2 protein-coding genes are annotated in these 20,921 nt (G+C 73.4%); both read right to left on the reverse strand.

Annotation, left to right across the window (positions count from 1 at the left end):
• Positions 1 to 298: 298 nt before the first annotated feature.
• A complete protein-coding gene (locus KSK32_RS31600) occupies positions 299 to 1,147 on the reverse strand; it encodes a metallophosphoesterase (RefSeq protein WP_216935504.1) in 849 nt (282 codons plus the stop codon).
• A gap of 246 nt (positions 1,148 to 1,393) precedes the next feature.
• A complete protein-coding gene (locus KSK32_RS34390; protein WP_305801526.1) occupies positions 1,394 to 20,899 on the reverse strand; it encodes a type I polyketide synthase in 19,506 nt (6,501 codons plus the stop codon).
• Between the last annotated feature and the right edge of the window lie 22 nt (positions 20,900 to 20,921).

The following is a 20,921-nucleotide window of genomic DNA, read 5'->3' on the forward strand; positions in this document are numbered from 1 at the left end:
ATCGGAATCTGCCGATTCGTTGACCACACCACCGCCGGCGGGCCGGCTTCGTGCACAGGTGGGTGCAGACGCGGCCGATCGGCTCACGAACCCCACACCTGTTCCTGATTCCGGTTGTCGTGCCTGCTCAGGCGCCCGCCACGCCGGACAGTCCCGCCGACACACGCCCGCCACCGTGACTGGACGGTACTGAGCGCCCCACACCCGCCCAACCCCTAGAGAACCCCTGATCGACCGGCCCGCGGGCGGCGTCACGGCAGGCTCCGGGAGCGGCGGTGACCAGCGCCACGAGGGCCGTTCAGGCGGCCGACGGCAGGATGCGGCGCAGCCGGCCGGGGGGCGTCGAGCGGCGGCGCCACTCCCGCGGGTAGCCGACCGAGACCTCTTCGAACCGGACCCCGTCGTACCAGGTGGTGCGCGGGATGTGCAGGTGACCGTAGACGGCGACGCGGGCGTCGAAGCGGACGTGCCAGTCGGCCGTGGCCTCGGTGCCGCACCACTGGGCGAACTCCGGGTACCGCAGGATCCTGGTGGGCTCGCGCACGAGCGGGAAGTGGTTGACCAGGACGGTCGGCAGCCCGTTGCGCTCGGCGGTGAGCCGGCGCTCCGTCAGGGCCAGCCGCGCCCGGCACCAGGCGTCCCGCGTCGGGTACGGGTCCGGGTGCAGCAGGATCTCGTCGGTGCAGACCACGCCGACCTCGTGGGCCCGCGCCAGGGCCTGCTCCTTCGTGTACGTCCCCGGGGGCCGGAAGGTGTAGTCGTAGAGCAGGAACAGCGGGGCGATCAGGACCGGGTCGTCGCCCCGCGGATCCCAGACGGGGTACGGATCCTCCGGGGTGACCACCCCGAGCCCCCGGCACAGCTCCACCAGGTGCTGGTAGCGCGCGTCTCCCCGCAGCTGGATCGGGTCCTCGCGGGGAGTCCACAGCTCGTGGTTGCCGGGGGCCCAGATCACTTTCGCGAAGCGGCGGCTGAGGAGTCCGAGCGCCCACTCGACGTCGCCGACGAACTCCCCGACGTCGCCGGCGACGACGAGCCAGTCGCCGTCGCGCTCCGGCCGCAGCCGCTCGACGATCGGCTTGTTCTCCGCGTGCACCACGTGCAGGTCGCTGATGGCGAGCAGTTGAGGCAAGCCGGATCCGGCCATGCGGACCTCCCGTCCATCCGGGGCACCGCACGCACCCACATCCGTACCGCTCGGCTGCCGGTGGGCAGGGCGAGACGGCCTGGCGTGCTCCGAACCCTACGGAGCCGGGCCCGCGCCGGCACACCCCTAGACGGGATACGTGGACCCCTAGGCAGCCGCGCCTGGCCGACGGCACCGTTCAGGCGTCCGGCGCCGTCGGGTGTCCCTTTTCCCGGCCCGTCCCGCCCGGGGTCGGGCAGTGTCCGCTCAGGACTTGCCGAACTCCCGCTGGATGATGTCGAACAGCTCGTCCCGGCTGGCCGACTCCAACTCCTCTCCGGCGGCCGACGCCGGCGCGGTGGCGGCGGGTCGGCCCCGCCACCGGGTCAGCAGGTCCTCCAGCCGACCGACGACCGCGTCGTCGACCTGGTCGCCCGGCAGCCCGCCGAGGAGCTTGTCGAGGCGTTCGATCTCCGCCACGATCGGCAACGCCGGCTGCTCGGGCACCAACTCGGCCCGCAGGTGACCGGCGAGCGCGCTCGGGGTGGGGTGGTCGAAGACGAGGGTGGCGGGCAGCCCGATGCCGGTTTCGGCGGTCAGGCGGTTGCGCAGTTCGACGGCGGTCAGCGAGTCGAAGCCCAGTTCGAGGAAGCCCCGGCCGGGCCTGATCCCGCTCGGCGTGGCGTGGCCCAGCACCGCCGCGGCGGTGCTGCGGACCAGATCGAGCAGGATGCGGTCGCGTTCGGGCCCGGAGGCCGCGCCCAGCCGCTCGCGCAGGGCCGACGCCGCACCGCGATCCGCGTCACCGAGCTTCTCCTCGGCCTGCCCGGCCTGTGCTTCGGGGATGTCGGTGAACAACCGGGACGGACGCAACGCCGTGAACGACGGCACAAACCGATCCCACCGCACATCCGCCACCACCACCTGCCCCTCACCACCATCCAACGCCCGCTGCAACGCCGCCACCGCCAACTCCGGAGCCATCCCCGGCAACCCACGCCGACTCAACTGCTCCCCCGCCACCCCCACCGCCATACCCGCCTCCGCCCACGGCCCCCACGCCACCGACGTACCCACCAACCCCCGCGCACGCCGCGACACCACCAACCCATCCACAAACGCATTCCCCGCCGCATACCCCACCTGACCCGCCGAACCCCACACCCCCGCAATCGACGAGAACACCACAAACGCATCCAAATCCAAACCAGCAGTCAACTCATCCAACACCACCGCACCACCAACCTTCGCCCGCAACACCTCCTCCACCTCACCCACACCCACCTCACCCAACGGCGTCAACTGCGCCGCACCAGCCGCATGCACCACCGCCCGCAACCGCTCACCCCGACCCACCAAATCCCCCAACAACCCCGCCACCGCACCACGATCCGCCACATCACAACCCACCACCGACACCCGCACACCCAAACCCTCCAACCGCCCCACCAACTCCCCCACACCCGGCGCACCACCACCACGCCGACTCACCAACACCACATGCTCCGCACCCACACCCACCGCCCACAACGCCACCCGCGCACCCAACGCCCCCGTACCACCCGTCACCAACACCGTCCCCGACAACCGAAAACCACCACCCACACCCGCACCCGCACCCGCACCCGCACCCGCCGGAGAACCCGCACGCACCAACCGCCGCACAAACACACCCGACGACCGCAACGCCACCTGATCCTCAACCCCCGACGACAACACCCCACACAACCGACCCCACACACCCCCACCCAACACACCCGGCAAATCCACCAAACCACCCCACCGCAACGGCACCTCCAAACCCACCACCCGACCCAAACCCCACACCGCAGAACCCGCGACATCCGCCAGCTCGTCCGAGCCGCCGACCGACACCGCCCCGCGCGTCAGCCACCACAACCGGCCCGACCCACCGACGTCGGTCAGCGCCTGCACCACGGCCAGCGCCGTCGACACCTCGGCGGCGGCCGGAACCGGGGACGCCTCCCGCGGCTCGGCCAGCGACAGCAGGGACACCACGTGGGCGTCCCGGGCGTCGGAGCTCATCGCCTCCAGCAGCAGCCGCGCCACCCGGTCGCGGTCGGCGCCGGCCGGGACCAGCACCGGGACCGCCCGGTCGGCCCGGGCAGCCAACGCCGCGGCCAGCGGGTGGTCCTCCTGCCCGGGCGCCATCAGCAGCAGCCAGGTTCCCGCCAACGTCGCGGAGTCCGGCACGGCGGCCGTACGCCACGTCGCCCGGTACCGCCAGGAGTCGACGACCGCCCGCTGCTGCGTCGCCCGCCGCCACCGGGCGAGCTTGGGCAGCAGCGCCGTGGACGGCTCGTCCGCGCCCACGGCGAGATCGTCGCCCAGCACGCCGAGGTCCCCGGACTCGACCGCCGCCCAGAACTGCTCGTCGGACGGGCCGTCGGCCCGCTCCGGAGCCGAGCCGGGCTGGGGGTCCTCCAGCCAGTAGCGCTGCCGGTCGAAGGCGTAGGTGGGCAGTTCCACCGCGCGCGGCCGGGTGCCGGTCTGGCCGAGGTACGCCGCCCAGTCGACGGCCACGCCGGCGGCCCAGAGCTGCCCGGCGGCACTGGTGAGGGTGGTGACGTCGGGCTGGCTGCGGCGCAGCGTGGCGACGTACCGCACGTCGTCGGCCGTGTTCGCCTCGGCGGCCATGGCGGTGAGGACCGCGTCCGGGCCGACCTCCAGGAACATGTCCACACCCTGCCCCCGCAGAGCGGCCACCCCGTCGGCGAACCGCACCGGCTGACGCACATGCCGCACCCAGTACTCCGGATCCACCAACTCCAACGCGTCCGCCACCGCGCCCGACACGTTCGACACCACCGGCACCCGCGGCACCCGCCAGTCCAGCCCCGCCACCACCGACGCGAACTCCTCCAGCATCGGCTCCATCAACCGCGAATGAAACGCGTGACTCACCGACAGTTCCCTCGTCCGCCAACCCCGCTCCCGGCAGACCGCCACCACCGAAGCGACCTCACCCGCAGCACCCGACACCACCACCGACGCCGGACCGTTCACCGCCGCCACATCCACACCCACACCAGTCGACGCGATCAGCTCGGCGACAGCCTCCTCCGACGCACCCACCGCCGCCATCACCCCACCGGCCGGCAACGCCTGCATCAACCGACCCCGCGCCGCCACCAACACACACGCATCCGCCAACGACAACATCCCCGCCACGTACGCCGCCGTCACCTCACCGATCGAATGACCCGCCACAAAATCCGCCCGCACCCCCCACGACGACAACAGCTCCCACAACGCCACCTCCACCGCGAACAACCCCGCCTGTGTGAACACGGTCTGATCCAACAGACCCGCCTCGACACTGCCCGCCTCCGCGAACACCACATCCCGCAACGCACACGGCAGGCGCGGATCGATCTCCGCACACACCTCGTCGAACGACGCCGCGAACACCGGGAACACCTCATACAACTCCCGGCCCATACCCACACGCTGCGAACCCTGACCCGTGAACAACACCGCCCGACGACCCACCGACACCACACCCGACACCACACCCGGCACCACCGACCGACCCTCGGCAACAGCCGACAGCCCAGCCACCAACTCGTCCACCGACGAACCCCACACCACCGCCCGATGCTCCAACGCCGCCCGCGACCTCACCAACGACCACGACACATCAGCCACCGACAGGTCCGGCCGGTCCCCCACGAACGACGCCAACCGCAACGCCTGACCCACCAGAGCACGCTCCGAACGCCCCGACACCACCCACGGCACCAGCACACCCACCCCGGACGTCCCGACAGACTCCGGCTCCGCATCCGCCGACCCGATCCGGCCAGCCTCGCCACCCGCCGGCAGCGCCACCAGACCCAGCTCAGGCTCAGGCTGCTCCAAAATCACGTGCGCATTCGTCCCCGAGATGCCGAACGACGACACACCCGCCCGCCGAGGACGCTCTACGGCCGGCCACTCACGGGACTCGGTCACCAACTCCACCGCACCCGACGACCAATCCACATGCGACGACGGCACATCCACGTGCAACGACGCCGGCACCACCCCGTGCCGCATCGCCAAAATCATCTTGATGACACCCGCCACCCCGGCAGCGGCCTGCGTGTGACCGATGTTCGACTTCACCGACCCCAACAACAACGGCACATCCCGACCCTGCCCATACGTCGCCAACAACGCCTGCGCCTCGATCGGATCACCCAACGTCGTACCCGTACCGTGCGCCTCCACCACGTCCACGTCCGACGGCGACAACCGCGCATTCGCCAGAGCCTGCCGGATCACCCGCTGCTGCGACGGACCGTTCGGCGCCGTCAAACCATTCGACGCACCATCCTGATTCACCGCCGAACCCCGCACCACCGCCAGAACCCGACGACCCTCACGCCGCGCATCCGACAACCGCTGCACCACCAGCACCCCGACACCCTCGGACCAGCCCGTGCCGTCCGCCGCGTCCGAGAACGACTTGCAGCTGCCGTCGGCGGACAGGCCGCCCTGGATCGAGAACTCGGCGAACGTGCCCGGTGAGGCCATCACGGTGACTCCGCCGGCCAGGGCGAGGTCGCACTCGCCGGACCGCAGCGCCTGCGCCGCCAGGTGCAACGCCACCAGCGACGACGAACACGCCGTGTCCACAGTCACCGCCGGCCCCTCGAACCCGAACGAGTACGCCACCCGGCCCGACAACACGCTTGTCGCGTTGCCGGTGAGCAGGTGGCCGCCGACCTCCTGGGCCCGACCGACCGACCCGCTGGCGTACCCCTGGAAGCTCGCCCCGGCGAAGACGCCGACCGCACCGCCCCGCAGGGTGGTCGGGTCGATGCCCGCCGACTCGACGGCCTCCCACGAGGTCTCCAGCAGCAGCCGCTGCTGCGGGTCCATGGCGAGGGCCTCCCGCGGCGAGATGCCGAAGAACTCGGCGTCGAACTCGCCGGCGTCGTAGACGAAGCCGCCCCTGCGGGCGAAGGACGTGTCGGACAGGCCGCTGCTGAGGAAGCTGTCCCAGCCCCGGTCGAGGGGGAACTCGGAGATGCCGTCGCGTCCCGTGGCGAGCAGTTGCCACAGTTCTTCCGGGGACGCGACGCCACCCGGGAGGCGGCAGCCCATGCCGACGATCACGATCGGGTCGTCGTCGACGGTGGCGACCCTGCGGTCGGCCGGCGCGTCGCCCGATGCTCCGAGCACGGTCTCCCGGATGAAGGCGACCAGGGCGGCCGGCGTCGGGTGGTCGAAGACGAGGGTGGAGGGCAACGCGAGGCCCGTTTCGGCGGTCAGCCGGTTGCGCAGCTCGACTGCGGTGAGCGAGTCGAAGCCGAGACGCTGGAACGCCCGGTCCGGCCGCACCGCCTCCACGGTGGCGTGGCCGAGCACCGTGGCGACCTGGGAGCGTACGAGATCCAGGAGGGACGCCTCGACCTCCGGCGGCGTCAGGGCCGCGAGCCGCTCGCGCAGTGCGGACGCCCGGTCGGTGGGGCCGGTCTCGGCTCGGGACGCCGCCTCGATCGCCGCCTGTGCTTCGGGGATGTCGGTGAACAACCGGGACGGACGCAACGCCGTGAACGACGGCACAAACCGATCCCACCGCACATCCGCCACCACCACCTGCCCCTCACCACCATCCAACGCCCGCTGCAACGCCGCCACCGCCAACTCCGGAGCCATCCCCGGCAACCCACGCCGACTCAACTGCTCCCCCGCCACCCCCACCGCCATACCCGCCTCCGCCCACGGCCCCCACGCCACCGACGTACCCACCAACCCCCGCGCACGCCGCGACACCACCAACCCATCCACAAACGCATTCCCCGCCGCATACCCCACCTGACCCGCCGAACCCCACACCCCCGCAATCGACGAGAACACCACAAACGCATCCAAATCCAAACCAGCAGTCAACTCATCCAACACCACCGCACCACCAACCTTCGCCCGCAACACCTCCTCCACCTCACCCACACCCACCTCACCCAACGGCGTCAACTGCGCCGCACCAGCCGCATGCACCACCGCCCGCAACCGCTCACCCCGACCCACCAAATCCCCCAACAACCCCGCCACCGCACCACGATCCGCCACATCACAACCCACCACCGACACCCGCACACCCAAACCCTCCAACCGCCCCACCAACTCCCCCACACCCGGCGCACCACCACCACGCCGACTCACCAACACCACATGCTCCGCACCCACACCCACCGCCCACAACGCCACCCGCGCACCCAACGCCCCCGTACCACCCGTCACCAACACCGTCCCCGACAACCGAAAACCACCACCCACACCCGCACCCGCACCCGCACCCGCACCCGCCGGAGAACCCGCACGCACCAACCGCCGCACAAACACACCCGACGACCGCAACGCCACCTGATCCTCAACCCCCGACGACAACACCCCACACAACCGACCCCACACACCCCCACCCAACACACCCGGCAAATCCACCAAACCACCCCACCGCAACGGCACCTCCAAACCCACCACCCGACCCAAACCCCACACCGCAGAACCGTCCAGGTCGGTCAGAGGCTCGGAGTCGTCCAGGGAGACAGCACCGCTGGTCAGCCACCACAACCGACCCTCGACCTCGGTGACTGCAAGCGCCTGCGCGACCGCCAGTGCCTCGACGACACCGGCGCCGGCCAGCGACATCAGCGAGATCATCCCGGCGACCGGTCCGGCGGCCGCCGAGGCGGCGGACAGCCGGCGCGCGATCTCGTTCCGGTCCAGCGCGTCGAGCACCACCGGCACCACTTCGGCGCCCCGCTCCGCCAGCCCGGCCAGCAACGGGTGGTCCTCCTGGCCGGGGACCATCAGCACCAGCCAGGAGCCGGTCAGGTTCTCGTTCCCGGTCACGTCCTGGCGCCGCCAGACCACGCGGTAGCGCCAGGAGTCCACCGTCGACCGCTGCTGTGCGGCCCGCCGCCACTGCGCGAGCTTCGGCAGGACCGCGCTGAACGGTTCGTCCGCGCCGACACCCAGCTCGCCGCCGACCAGGTCGGGGTCGCCGGACTCCACGGCCGCCCAGAACCGCCCGTCGAGAGCTTCGCCGTGCGCGTCCCGGCGGGCCGCGGGCGCCGCTTCGGGCCAGTACCAGGTGTGGTCGAAGGCGTACGTGGGTAGGTCGACGACCCCCGGCCGGGCGCCGGCCTGACCGTGGTACGCAGCCCAGTCGACCGGCACACCCGCCACCCACAACTGCCCCGCCGCCGCCGTCACCGCGGCGACCTCCGACTGCTCCCGCCGCGACGCCGGAACCCGCCGCACCCCCGCATCCGCGACGATCTCCGCCACCATCGCCGTCAACGTCGCATCCGGACCCACCTCCAGGAAGGTGTCCACCCCCAACGCCCGCAACGCCACCACACCATCGGCGAAGCGCACCGGCTGCCGCACGTGTCGCACCCAGTACTCCGGATCCACCAGCTCCAACGGGTCCGCCACGGCACCCGTCACGTTCGACACCACCGCGACGCGCGGCACCCGCCAGTCGAGCCCCGCCACCACCGACCGGAACTCCTCGAGCATCGGCTCCATCAACCGCGAGTGGAACGCGTGACTGACCGCGAGCTCCTTCACCCGCCAACCCCGCTCACGGGCGGTCGCCACCACCGAGGCCACCTCATCGGCCGCGCCCGAGACGACCACCGACGCGGGGCCGTTGACCGCCGCGATGTCCACGGCCGCGCCCGACGCGCCGAGCAGCTCGGCGACAGCCTCCTCCGACGCGCCGACGGCCGCCATCACGCCACCGGCCGGCAACGCCTGCATCAACCGACCCCGCGCCGCCACCAACGTGCACGCGTCCCCCAGGGACAACATCCCCGACACGTACGCCGCCGTCACCTCACCGATGGAGTGACCCGCCAGGTAGTCGGCCCGTACGCCCCACGACGCGAGCAACTCCCACAACGCCACCTCGACCGCGAGCAACCCCGCCTGCGCGCACACGGTCTGATCCAACAGAGCAGCAGCTCCCGAACCCGCCTCCGCGAACACCACCTCGCGCAGCGCACGCGGCAACAAGCCGTCGAAACGCGCGCACACCTCGTCGAACGACGCGGCGAACACCGGGAACGCGTCATACAGCTCCCGGCCCATCCCGGCGCGCTGCGAACCCTGACCCGTGAACAACACCGCCCGGCGACCCGCCGACACCACACCCGACACCGCCGGCCCGCCCTCGGCCACCGCCGACAGGCCGGCAACCAGCTCGTCCCCCGACGAGCCCCACACCACCGCCCGGTGCTCCAACGCCGCCCGGGTCGTCGCCAACGACCACGACACATCCACCGGCGACAGGGACCGGGACCGCACGAACGACGCCAACCGCCCCGCCTGACCCGCCAGGCCCCGCTCGGAGCGAGCCGACACCACCCACGGCACCGGCAGACCGACGGACGCGCCCTGCTGATCTCCATCCCGTTCGCGGCGACCGGCGTCGGCAGACGCGGGAACCGGCAGCCCGTCCGCCGATCCGCCCCGGTCGGTCTCGCCGCGCTGCTGCGCACCCGAGAGGTGGACGGACTCCGCCGCCGCCACCGGCTCCGCAGCCGACGCGGCCGCAGGCCCCTGCACCGGCCGCGAGGCAGGCTCCGCCGCCAACTCTGGCTGCTCGATGATCACGTGCGCGTTCGTGCCGGAGATGCCGAACGACGACACACCCGCCCGCCGGGGACGCCCCACCCCCGGCCACTCACGCGACTGCGTTACCAGCTCCACCGCACCCGACGACCAGTCCACATGCGACGACGGCACATCCACGTGCAACGACGCCGGCACCACCCCGTACCGCATCGCCAAAATCATCTTGATGACACCCGCCACCCCGGCAGCGGCCTGCGTGTGACCGATGTTCGACTTCACCGACCCCAACAACAACGGCACATCCCGACCCTGCCCATACGTCGCCAACAACGCCTGCGCCTCGATCGGATCACCCAACGTCGTACCCGTACCGTGCGCCTCCACCACGTCCACGTCCGACGGCGACAACCGCGCATTCGCCAGAGCCTGCCGGATCACCCGCTGCTGCGACGGACCGTTCGGCGCCGTCAAACCATTCGACGCACCATCCTGATTCACCGCCGAACCCCGCACCACCGCCAGAACCCGACGACCCTCACGCCGCGCATCCGACAACCGCTGCACCACCAGCACGCCGACGCCCTCACCCCACGCGGTGCCGTCCGCCGACTCGGCGAACGCCTTGCAGCGGCCGTCGGCCGACAGCCCGCCCTGGCGGGAGAACTCGATGAAGGCGCCCGGGGTGGCCATCACCGTGACGCCGCCGGCCAGCGCCAGGTCACACTCGCCGGATCGCAGCGCCTGCGCCGCCAGGTGCAACGCCACAAGCGACGACGAACACGCCGTGTCCACAGTCACCGCCGGCCCCTCGAACCCGAACGAGTACGCCACCCGACCCGACAACACGCTCGCGGACGCACCTGTCGCGCCGTACCCGGCGAGCGACTCGCCGGCCCCGCGCACGACGGTCTCGTAGTCCTGGCCGTTGGTGCCGGCGAACACCCCGACGCGGCTGCCGCGCAGCGCGAGGGGTTCGATCCGGGCGTCCTCGAACGCCTCCCAGGAGACCTCGAGCAGCAGTCGCTGCTGCGGGTCCATGGCGAGGGCCTCGCGCGGCGAGATGCCGAAGAACTCCGCGTCGAAGCCACCCGCGTCGGCCAGGAAGGCTCCGCGCGAGACGTAGGAGTCGGCGCCGGCCAGCGACTCCAGATCCCAGTGCCGGTCGGCCGGGAAGTCCGACATCGCGTCGGCGCCGGCGGTGAGCAGCTCCCAGAGGCCCTCCGGGGACTCGGCTCCGGCTGGGAAACGGCAGCCCATGCCGACGACGACGATCGGGTCGTCGTCCACGACGGGGCCGGCGACGGTGGTGGGGGCGGGAAGGGCCTGCCCGCCCAGCAGTTCGGCGTGGATGTGCCCGGCCAGGGCGGCGGAGTTCGGGTAGTCGAAGGCGAGTGTGCTCGGCAACGCGAGGCCGGTCGCCGCGTCGAGCCGGTTGCGCAGTTCGACGGCTGCCAGCGAGGTGAAGCCGAGGTCCTGGAACGCCCGGTCCGGCGCCACCCGCTCGACGGACTCGTGGCCGAGCACGGCGGCGACCTCGGCGCGTACCAGCTCGCCGAGGACGCGTAGCTGCTCCGCGCCGGGCAGTCCCGACAGGCGCAGACGCAGGTCGGCCGCCAGTACGGGGGCGTCGGCGGTCACGGCCGCGCCGGCCTCGGCCAGCAGGTCGCGGACCAGCGGGTGGGCGCGCCGGGAACCGGTGGCGGCCACCCGGGCCCAGTCGACGTCGGCCACGACGAGGTACGTCTCGTCGCGGTCCAGCGCCCGGTTGAAGGCGCGCACAGCCGTCTCCGGCGCCATCGCGCCGAAACCGGTACGGCTGAGCCGCTGCTCGAAGTCGCCCGCGCTCACCCCGCCGTCGGCCCACAGGCCCCAGGCGAGCGAGGTGCCCGGCAACCCCTCGGCGCGGCGGCGCTGCGCCAGGGCGTCGAGGAACGCATTGCCCGGCGCATACGTGGCCTGGCCGGCGGCGCCCATGAGCCCGGCGAGGGAGGAGAAGAGGACGAACGCGGAGAGGTCCGCGTTCCGGGTCAGCTCGTCCAGGTTGCGCGCGGCATCGACCTTCGCCCGCAGGGCGGTGGCCAACTGGTCGACGCCCACCGCGTCGACGACGTTGTCGTCGAGGGCCGCGGCGGTGTGCACGACCGCGCTCAGCGGAAGCTCGTCGGGGATCGAGGCGAGCAGCGCCGCGAGCGCGTCCCGGTCGGCCACGTCGCAGGACGCGAGGGTGACGCGGCTACCGAGTGCGGTGAGTTCGTCGGCGAGGGTGGTCGCCCCCGGTGCCTCGCCGCCCCGCCTGCTGACCAGCAGGAGGTGTTCTGCGCCTTCGGCTGCCAGCGCGCGGGCGACGTGCCCGCCGAGGGCCCCGGTGCCACCGGTGATCAGCACCGTGCCGCACGGCGTCCAGGAGCCGCGCGGGCCGGTGTCCCCGTACGCCGCCGCCCGGACGAGCCGGCGCGCGTGGGCGCCGTTGCGGCGCAGGGCGATCTCGTCCTCCCCGCCGACGCCGGAGACCAACGTCCGCAGGGTGCGTACGGTGTTCTGGTCGGGCTGCTCGGGCAGGTCGACGAGCCCGCCCCACCGGTGCGGGTGCTCGGCGCGCAGCACGCTGCCGAAGCCCCACGCCATCGCCTGTACGGGATCGACGTGCCGGTCCCGGGATCCGACGGAGACCGCGCCGCGGGTGGCGATCCAGAGCCGGGCGGTGATCCCGGCGTCGCCGAGGGCCTGCGCGAGCGCGACCGTACCGGCGAGGCCCGTCGGCACGGAGGCGGCCCCGGCGTACGGCCGGGTGTCGAGGGCCAGCAGGGAGAGTACGGGCAGCACGTCCCCGTCGCGGCCGGTCGACGCCTCGGCGAGGTCGTGGGCGAGGCGCTTGCGGTCGCACGTGGCGTCGATCTCGACGATCCGCCCGCCGGCTGCGCCGAGGGCGGCGGCCCAGTCCGTCACGGCCGCGTCGGCGTCGGCCGGTACGACGAGCAGGAAGTCGGTCGCCTCGGCGCGGGCGGCGTCGTCCGTGAGCGGCTGCCAGGCCACCCGGTAGCGCCAGGAGTCGAGTGCCGCCTCGGCATCCCGGCGGCGCCGCCAGGTGGACAGCGCCGGCAGCACGTCCGCGAGGGGGGTGTCGGCGTCGACGGCCAGGCTCTCGGCGAGGGTCGTCAGGTCCTCCGCCTCGATCGCCCGCCAGAAGTCCTCGTCGGCGGCGGTACGCCGGGCGGCGGGGGGACGGTAGGACCGCGTCGCGGCATTGATCCAGTAACGTCGATGATCGAAGGCGTACGTGGGCAGGTCGACCACGCCGGGCCGGGCGCCGGTCTGACCGTGGTAGGCAGCCCAGTCGACCGGCACACCCGCCACCCACAACTGGCCCAGCGCCGCCGTCACCGCAGCGAGCTCCGACTGGTCCCGCCGCGACGCCGGAACCCGCCACACCCCCGCATCCGCGACGATCTCCGCCACCATCGCCGTCAACGTCGCATCCGGACCCACCTCCAGGAAGGTGTCCACCCCCTGTGCCCGCAACGCCGCCACACCGTCGGCGAAGCGCACCGGCTGCCGCACATGCCGCACCCAGTAGCCGGGCTCGGTGATCTCTGCGGCGTCCGCCACCACGCCGGTCACGTTCGACACGATCGGGATCCGCGGCGCCCGCCAGTCCAGCCCCGCCACCACCGACGCGAACTCCTCCAGCATCGGATCCATCAACCGCGAGTGGAACGCGTGACTGACCGCCAGTTCCTTGACCCGCCAACCCCGCTCACGACAGGCCGCCACCACCACCGCAACCTCGCCGACGGCACCCGACACCACCACCGACGCCGGACCATTCACCGCCGCCACATCCACACCCGCACCCGACGCACCGATCAACTCGGCGACAGCCTCCTCCGACGCACCCACCGCCGCCATCACCCCACCGGCCGGCAACGCCTGCATCAACCGACCCCGCGCCGCCACCAACGTGCACGCATCCGACAGCGACAGCACCCCGGACACGTACGCCGCCGTCACCTCACCGATCGAATGACCCGCCACAAAATCCGCCCGCACCCCCCACGACGACAACAACTCCCACAACGCCACCTCCACCGCGAACAACCCCGCCTGCGCGAACACGGTCCGATCCAACAGAGCCCCATCGGCGGTGCCCGGCTCGGCGAACACCACCTCGCGCAGCGCACGCGGCAACAAGCCGTCAAAACCGGCGCACACCTCGTCGAACGACACCGCGAACACCGGAAACGCCTCGTACAGCTCCCGGCCCATACCCGCACGCTGCGAACCCTGACCCGTGAACAACACCGCCCGACGACCCGCCGACACCACACCCGCAGACCGGCCCTCAGCCACCGCCGCAAGGCCCGCCGTCAGCTCGTCCACGTCCGAGCCCCACACCACCGCCCGATGCTCCAACGCCGCCCGGGTCGTCGCCAACGACCACGACACGTCCGCCACCGCAAGGCCGGACCGTTCCCGCACGAACGACGCCAACCGAGCCGCCTGACCCACCAGAGCACGCTCCGAACGACCCGACACCACCCACGGCACCGGCAACCCGACCGGCGCGGCAGACCCCGCGGCGTGCGCCGGCTCCGCCTGTTCGATGACCACGTGGGCGTTCGTGCCGGAGATGCCGAACGACGACACGGCAGCCCTGCGTGCGCGGCCCGCACCCGGCCACTCGCGCGCCTGGGTCACCAGCTCCACCGCACCCGACGACCAGTCCACATGCGACGAGGGCTCGTCCACGTGCAGCGTCGCCGGCACCACCCCATGCCGCATCGCCAAGACCATCTTGATGACACCCGCCACCCCGGCAGCGGCCTGCGTGTGACCGATGTTCGACTTCACCGACCCCAACAACAACGGCACATCCCGACCCTGCCCATACGTCGCCAGCAACGCCTGCGCCTCGATCGGATCACCCAACGTCGTACCCGTGCCGTGCGCCTCCACCACGTCGACGTCGGCGACGCCCAGCCGGGCGTTCGCCAGGGCCTGGCGGATCACCCGCTGCTGCGACGGGCCGTTCGGCGCCGTCAACCCGTTCGACGCGCCGTCCTGGTTCACCGCCGTGCCCCGCACCACCGCGAGGACCCGACGCCCGTCACGCCGCGCGTCCGACAGCCGCTGCACCAGCAGCACCCCGACACCCTCGGACCAGCCGGTGCCGTCCGCCGCGTCGGAGAACGACTTGCACCGGCCGTCGGGTGCCATGCCCCGCTGGCGGGAGAAGTCGATGAACGTCTCGGGCGTCGCCATCACCGTGACGCCGCTTGCCAGTGCGAGGTCGCACTCCCCCGACCGCAGCGCCTGCGCCGCCAGGTGCAACGCCACAAGCGACGACGAACACGCCGTGTCCACCGTCACCGCCGGCCCCTCGAACCCGAACGAGTACGCCACCCGACCCGACAACACGCTGCTGGCCGTGCCGACGCCGAGGTAGCCGTCGAGGGTCTCGGGGACGTCGGCCAGCCCTGCGGCGTGGTTGTGGTACATCATGCCGGCGAACACGCCGACGGGGCGGCCACGCAGCGCAAGCGGGTCGATCCGGGCGTCCTCGATGGCCTCCCACGAGGTCTCCAGCAGCAGCCGCTGCTGCGGGTCCATGGCGAGGGCCTCGTGCGGCGAGATCTTGAACAGGTCGGCGTCGAAGTCGGCGGCGTCGGCCAGGAAGCCGCCCTCGCGGGCGTAGCTGCTGCCCCGGCGCGTGCCGGACGGGTCGTACAGGTCGTCGACGTCCCAGCCGCGGTCGGCGGGGAAGCCGGTGATGCCGTCGCTACCGGAGACGAGGAGGTTCCACAGTTGCTCGGGGCTGCGTACGCCGCCGGGGTAGCGGCAGCTCATGCCGACGATCGCGATCGGCTCGTCGAGCGCCGCGACGGCGGCGACCGGAGCCGCCCGGGTGCCGGCGTCCGTTCCGGTCTCGGCGTCCAGGTGGTCGGCGAGGGCCAGCGGGGTCGGGTGGTCGAAGACCAGCGTCGCGGGCAGGCGCAGGCCGGTGACCGCGCCCAGCCGGTTGCGCAGTTCGACGGCGGTGAGCGAGTCGAAACCGAGCTCGGTGAACGGACGCCCGGCCTCGACGGCGGCGGCGTCGGCGTACCCCAGGACCGTCGCGACCTGGTCGAGGACGAGCCGCAGCAGGGCCGCGGCGCGCTCCTCGCGGTCGAGGCCGGCGAGCCGCCCGGTCAGCGCGGCGGTCTCCGCCGGGCCGGACCGCGCGGCGCGACGCCGGGGCGCCCGGACCAGGCCGCGCAGGACCGACGGCAGGGTGCCCGCCTCGGCCTGGGCGCGCAGCGCCGGCCCGACCAGTGCCATCGGCACCGTCGCGGGCAGGCCGGTGAGCAGGGCGGCGTCGAGGAGCGCGAGGCCGTCCGCCTCGGGAAGCGGCCGTACGCCGACCCGGGCCAGCCGGTCGGTGTCGGCGCGGTCGAGGCCGGCGGTCATGCCGCCGCCCGACTCCGCCCACGGGCCCCAGGCCAACGAGTGCGCCGGCAGGCCCGCGGCCCGTCGCCGGTGGGCGAGCGCGTCCAGGAAGGCGTTGGCCGCCGCGTAGTTGGCCTGGCCGGGGCTGCCCGTCACGCCAGCCGCCGAGGAGTACGTGACGAAGAGCGCGAGGCGGCTGGCGGCGGTCAGCTCGTGCAGGTTCGCGGCGGCGTCCACCTTCGGCCGCAGCACGTCACCGAGGGTCTCGGGGGTGAGCGAGGTCAGGGTGCGGTCGGCCAGCACGCCGGCGGTGTGCACCACGCCGGTCAGCGGGTGCGCCGGGTCGATCCGGTCCAGCAGCGCGGCGAGGGCGGCCCGGTCGGCGGCGTCGCACGCCTCGACCGTCGCGGTGGCGCCCAGGTCGGCGAGGGCGGCGACCAGGTCGGCTGCGCCGTCGGCGTCGGCGCCGCGCCGGCTGGTCAGCAGCAGGTGCCGGGCCCCGTACCGGGTGGCCAGGTGGCGGGCGGTCAGCGCGCCGAGGGCACCGGTGCCGCCGGTGATCAGCACCGTGCCCTCCGGGTCCAGCGCCGGCGCCGGCCCGTCGGGTTCCGGGGCGGCGACGAGCCGGGGCACGCGGAGCGCCCCGTCGCGTACCGCCGCCTGCGGCTCGTCGGCCGGCAGCAGGCCGGCGAGGACGGCCGCGCAGTTCTCCTCGTCGTCGACGTCGACGACGAGGAAGCGGCCGGGGTGCTCGGCCTGGGCGGAGCGGAGCAGGCCCCACACGGCGGCGCCGGCCAGGTCGGTGACCTCCGCGTCGTCGTCGACGGCGATCGCACCGCTGGTGAGGACCACCAGCCGGGAGTCGCCGGTGTGCGGCTCGGCGGCGAGCCAGCCCTGGAGCACGGCGAGGACCTCGGCGAGCAGGTCGTGTACGGCGCCGGGGCCGGTCGCGCCGGCCACCGGGTACAGCACGGCGTCGGGTACCCCGGCGTCGCGGAGCGCCTCGAGGTCGGCGTACCGGGCGGCGGGCGGGCCGGACGGCAGCGGGGCGGGACGTTCGCCGAGTACCGCCCAGGTCGTGCCGTCGGCGGCGCCCCCGGCGACGGGGTGCCGGAGCCAGTCGAGGCGGAACAGCGAACGCCGCCACGCGGACCCGCCGGCGGTGAGCTCCCCCGCCGGAAGGGGCCGAAGCACCAGGGAGCCGACCCGGGCGACGGGCGCCCCGGTGGCGTCGGCGACCAGCATGGACACCGTGTCCGGACCGGTGGGGGTCAACCGTACCCGCAGCGTGTCGGCGCCGTGGGCGGACAGCGTCACGTCGGACCAGGCGAACGGCATCCGGGCCTCGCCGGGGTCGACGATGCCCAGCCCGACCGCCTGCACGGCGGCGTCGAGCAACGCCGGGTGCAGCCCGTACCCACCGGCGTCGCCGGCCGCCGGATCGGGCAGCGCCACCTCGGCGTACACGTCCGCGCCGACGCGCCAGGCGGCACGCAGCCCGGAGAAGGCCGGGCCGTACGCGAAACCGGCCCGTGCCGCCCGCCCGGCCAGCTCCGACACGTCCAGGGAGGTGGCGTCGCTCGGCGGCCACTGCGCCAGCGCGCCCGTGTCCTCATCCGGCGCCTCGGTGAGCAGGCCGGTGGCGTGCCGTACCCAGATGTCGTCGGTGCCGACGCGACGGGCGTGGACGGTGAGCTGCCACGCTCCGCCGCCGGTGCGTTCGGCGGCGACCTGCACGTCGACGCCGCCGGTCTCGGGCAGCACCAGCGGCGCCTGGAGGGTCAGCTCGGCGAGCCGTTCGGCGCCGACCTCCGCGCCGGCCCGCATCGCCAGCTCCACGAACCCGGTGCCGGGCAGGAGCACGACGTCGCGCAGGGCGTGCTCGGCCAGCCAGGGCTGGGTCTCCACGGACAACCTGCCGGTGAGCGTCACCTCGTCGCCGTCGGCCGAGCGGAACACCGCGCCGAGCAGCGGGTGGCCGGTCGGAGTCAGCCCGGCGGCGGTCACGTCGGCGGGCTGCGGCAGGGGCAGCAACCAGTAGCGTTCGCGCTGGAACGCGTACGTGGGCAGGTCGACCGGCACGGGCGGGCCGGCGAACAGGGCCGCCCAGTTCACCGGCACGCCCCTGGTCCACACGGTGGCCGCGGCGGCCAGGGCGGCCGTCGCCTCGTCGTGCTCGGCGCGCAGCACGGGGGCGCAGACCGCCTGGTCCGCGCCGACGATCTCCTGGGTGAGCGCGCAGAGCACTCCGCCCGGGCCCACCTCGACGTACGCGCCGACACCCAGCTCACGCAGCGTGGTCACGGCGGCGTCGAAGCGGACCGTGTCGCGGACGTTGCGCAGCCAGTACGCCGGGGAGCACACCTCGTCGGGGTCGAGCACCGCTCCGGTCACGGTGGAGACCACGGGGATGCGGGGCGCGGCGAAGGTCAGTTGCCCGAGCACATCGCCGAACGCGTCGAGCATCGGGTCCATGCGGGCGGAGTGGAACGCGTGGCTGACCCGCAGTCGCCTGGTGCTGCGGCCGAGGGCTGCGAAGTGTGCGGCGACCGCCAGCACGGCGTCCTCGTCGCCGGAGACGACGACGGACTCCGGGCCGTTGACGGCGGCCAGCCCGGCGCCCGGCGTCCCGCCGACGGTGGCCAGGTGCGCGCGGACCTCCGCCTCGGTGGCGCGGATCGACACCATGGCGCCACCGGTGGGCAGCGCCTGCATCAGGGTGCCCCGGGCGGCCACCAGGCGGGCGGCGTCGGGCAGCGACAGCACGCCGGCGATGTGCGCGGCGGCCACCTCGCCGACCGAGTGCCCGGCCACGAAGTCCGGCACGACACCCCAGGACTCGACGAGCCGGTAGGCGGCGACCTCGACGGCGAAGAGCGCCGCCTGGGCGTACCCGGTGCGGTCGAGCACGTCGGCGGGGCCGTCGAGCACGCCACGCAGCGGCCGGTCGAGGTGCCTGTCCAGCTCCGCGCAGGCGGCGTCGAAGGCGTCGGCGAAGGCCGGGAAGGCGGCGTACAACCGCTGGCCCATGCCGACGCGCTGGGCGCCCTGGCCGGTGCAGAGCACGGCGACGCGGGTGGGACTGGCGACCCCGCGCCGCACGGACGCCGCCGGAACCCCGTCGGCCAGCGCGCCGAGCCCGGCGAGCAGTTCGTCCCGGTCGGCGCCGAGCAGCACCGCCCGGTGTTCCAGGACGGACCGGCCGGTGGCCAGGGCCCGGCCCACGGCTGCCGGCGCGGCGTCGGGGTGCTCGGCGAGCCAGGAGCGCAGCCGGTCGGCCTGGGCGCCGAGCGCTGTGGCGCTGCGCGCGGAGACGACCCACGGCAGCGGGTCGGGGCCGGTGACGGCGTCGGTGGCCGGCTGCGGCGCGGGCGGGGCGGCCTCGACGACGACGTGGGCGTTGGTGCCGCTGACACCGAACGAGGAGACGCCCGCGCGCATGGGCCTCGTCGCGCGCGGCCACGGGCGCGGCTCGCGGAGCAGGCTCACCGCGCCGGCCGACCAGTCGACGTGCGGGGACGGCTCGTCGACGTGCAGGGTGCGCGGCAGGACGCCGTGGCGCATCGCCATGACCATCTTGATGACGCCGGCGACGCCGGCCGCGGCCTGGGTGTGCCCGAGGTTCGACTTGATCGACCCGAGCCACAGCGGCTGGTCGTCGGCCCGGTCCCGGCCGTACGTGGCGAGCAGGGCCTGCGCCTCGATGGGGTCGCCGAGGCGGGTGCCGGTGCCGTGGGCCTCGACGGCGTCCACGTCGGCCGGGGCGAGCCGGGCGTTGGCGAGGGCCTGGCGGATCACGCGTTGCTGCGACGGGCCGTGCGGCGCGGTGAGGCCGTTGGAGGCGCCGTCGGAGTTGACCGCGCTGCCGCGCACCACGGCGAGCACCCGGTGGCCGTTGCGCTGCGCGTCGGAGAGCCGCTCCAGCAGCAGCAACCCGGCGCCCTCGCTCCAGCCGGTGCCGTCGGCGGTGGCCGCGAAGGACTTGCAACGCCCGTCCGGGGACAGGCCACGCTGGCGGCTGAAGCCGACGAACGTGTCGGGGCTGGACATGACGGTGACGCCGCCGGCCAGCGCGAGAGTGCACTCGCCGGAACGCAGCGCCTGCACGGCGAGGTGCAGCGCCACCAGTGAGGACGAGCAGGCGGTGTCGACGGTGACGGCCGGACCCTCGAACCCGAACGTGTACGCGATCCGGCCGGAGACGACGCTGCCGTGGTTGCCGGTGCCGACGAACGCCTCGACCTCCTGCGGCACGCCGTTGAGCCGGGAGACGTAGTCGTGGTACATGACGCCGGTGAAGACGCCGGTGCGGCTGCCCTTGAGCGAGTCCGCGGCGATGCCGGCGCGCTCGACCGTCTCCCAGGCGACCTCCAGCAGGAGACGCTGCTGCGGGTCCATGGCCAGCGCCTCGCGGGGCGAGATGCCGAAGAAGCCGCTGTCGAACTCGCCGGCGTCGTGCAGGAAGCCGCCCTCGCGGGTGTACGACTTGCCGTGCGCGTCCGGGTCGGGGTCGTAGAGGCTCTCCACGTCCCAGCCCCGGTCCGCCGGGAAGGGTGTGACGGCGTCGACGCCGGACTCGACCAGGCGCCACAGCGCCTCCGGAGTCCGCACCCCGCCCGGGTAGCGGCAGCCCATCCCCACGATCGCGATCGGCTCGTGGTTCTGCTCGTCGACGGCCCGCAGGCGTTCGCTGGTCTCGTGCAGGTCAGCGGTGACGCGCTTGAGGTACTCGCGGAGCTTGGCTTCGTTCGCCATCGGGTTGATCACCTGTCGCTAA

Origin of the sequence: Micromonospora sp. WMMB482 (assembly GCF_019038635.1) — a bacterium.
Classification (GTDB): Bacteria; Actinomycetota; Actinomycetes; order Mycobacteriales; family Micromonosporaceae; genus Micromonospora; species Micromonospora marina.

What these genes read in the sequence shown, in the direction of transcription:
- KSK32_RS31600 (WP_216935504.1), bottom strand. Translation starts at nt 1,147, where the DNA reads ATGGCCGGATCCGGCTTGCCTCAACTGCTCGCCATCAGCGACCTGCAC.
- KSK32_RS34390 (WP_305801526.1), bottom strand. Translation starts at nt 20,899, where the DNA reads ATGGCGAACGAAGCCAAGCTCCGCGAGTACCTCAAGCGCGTCACCGCT.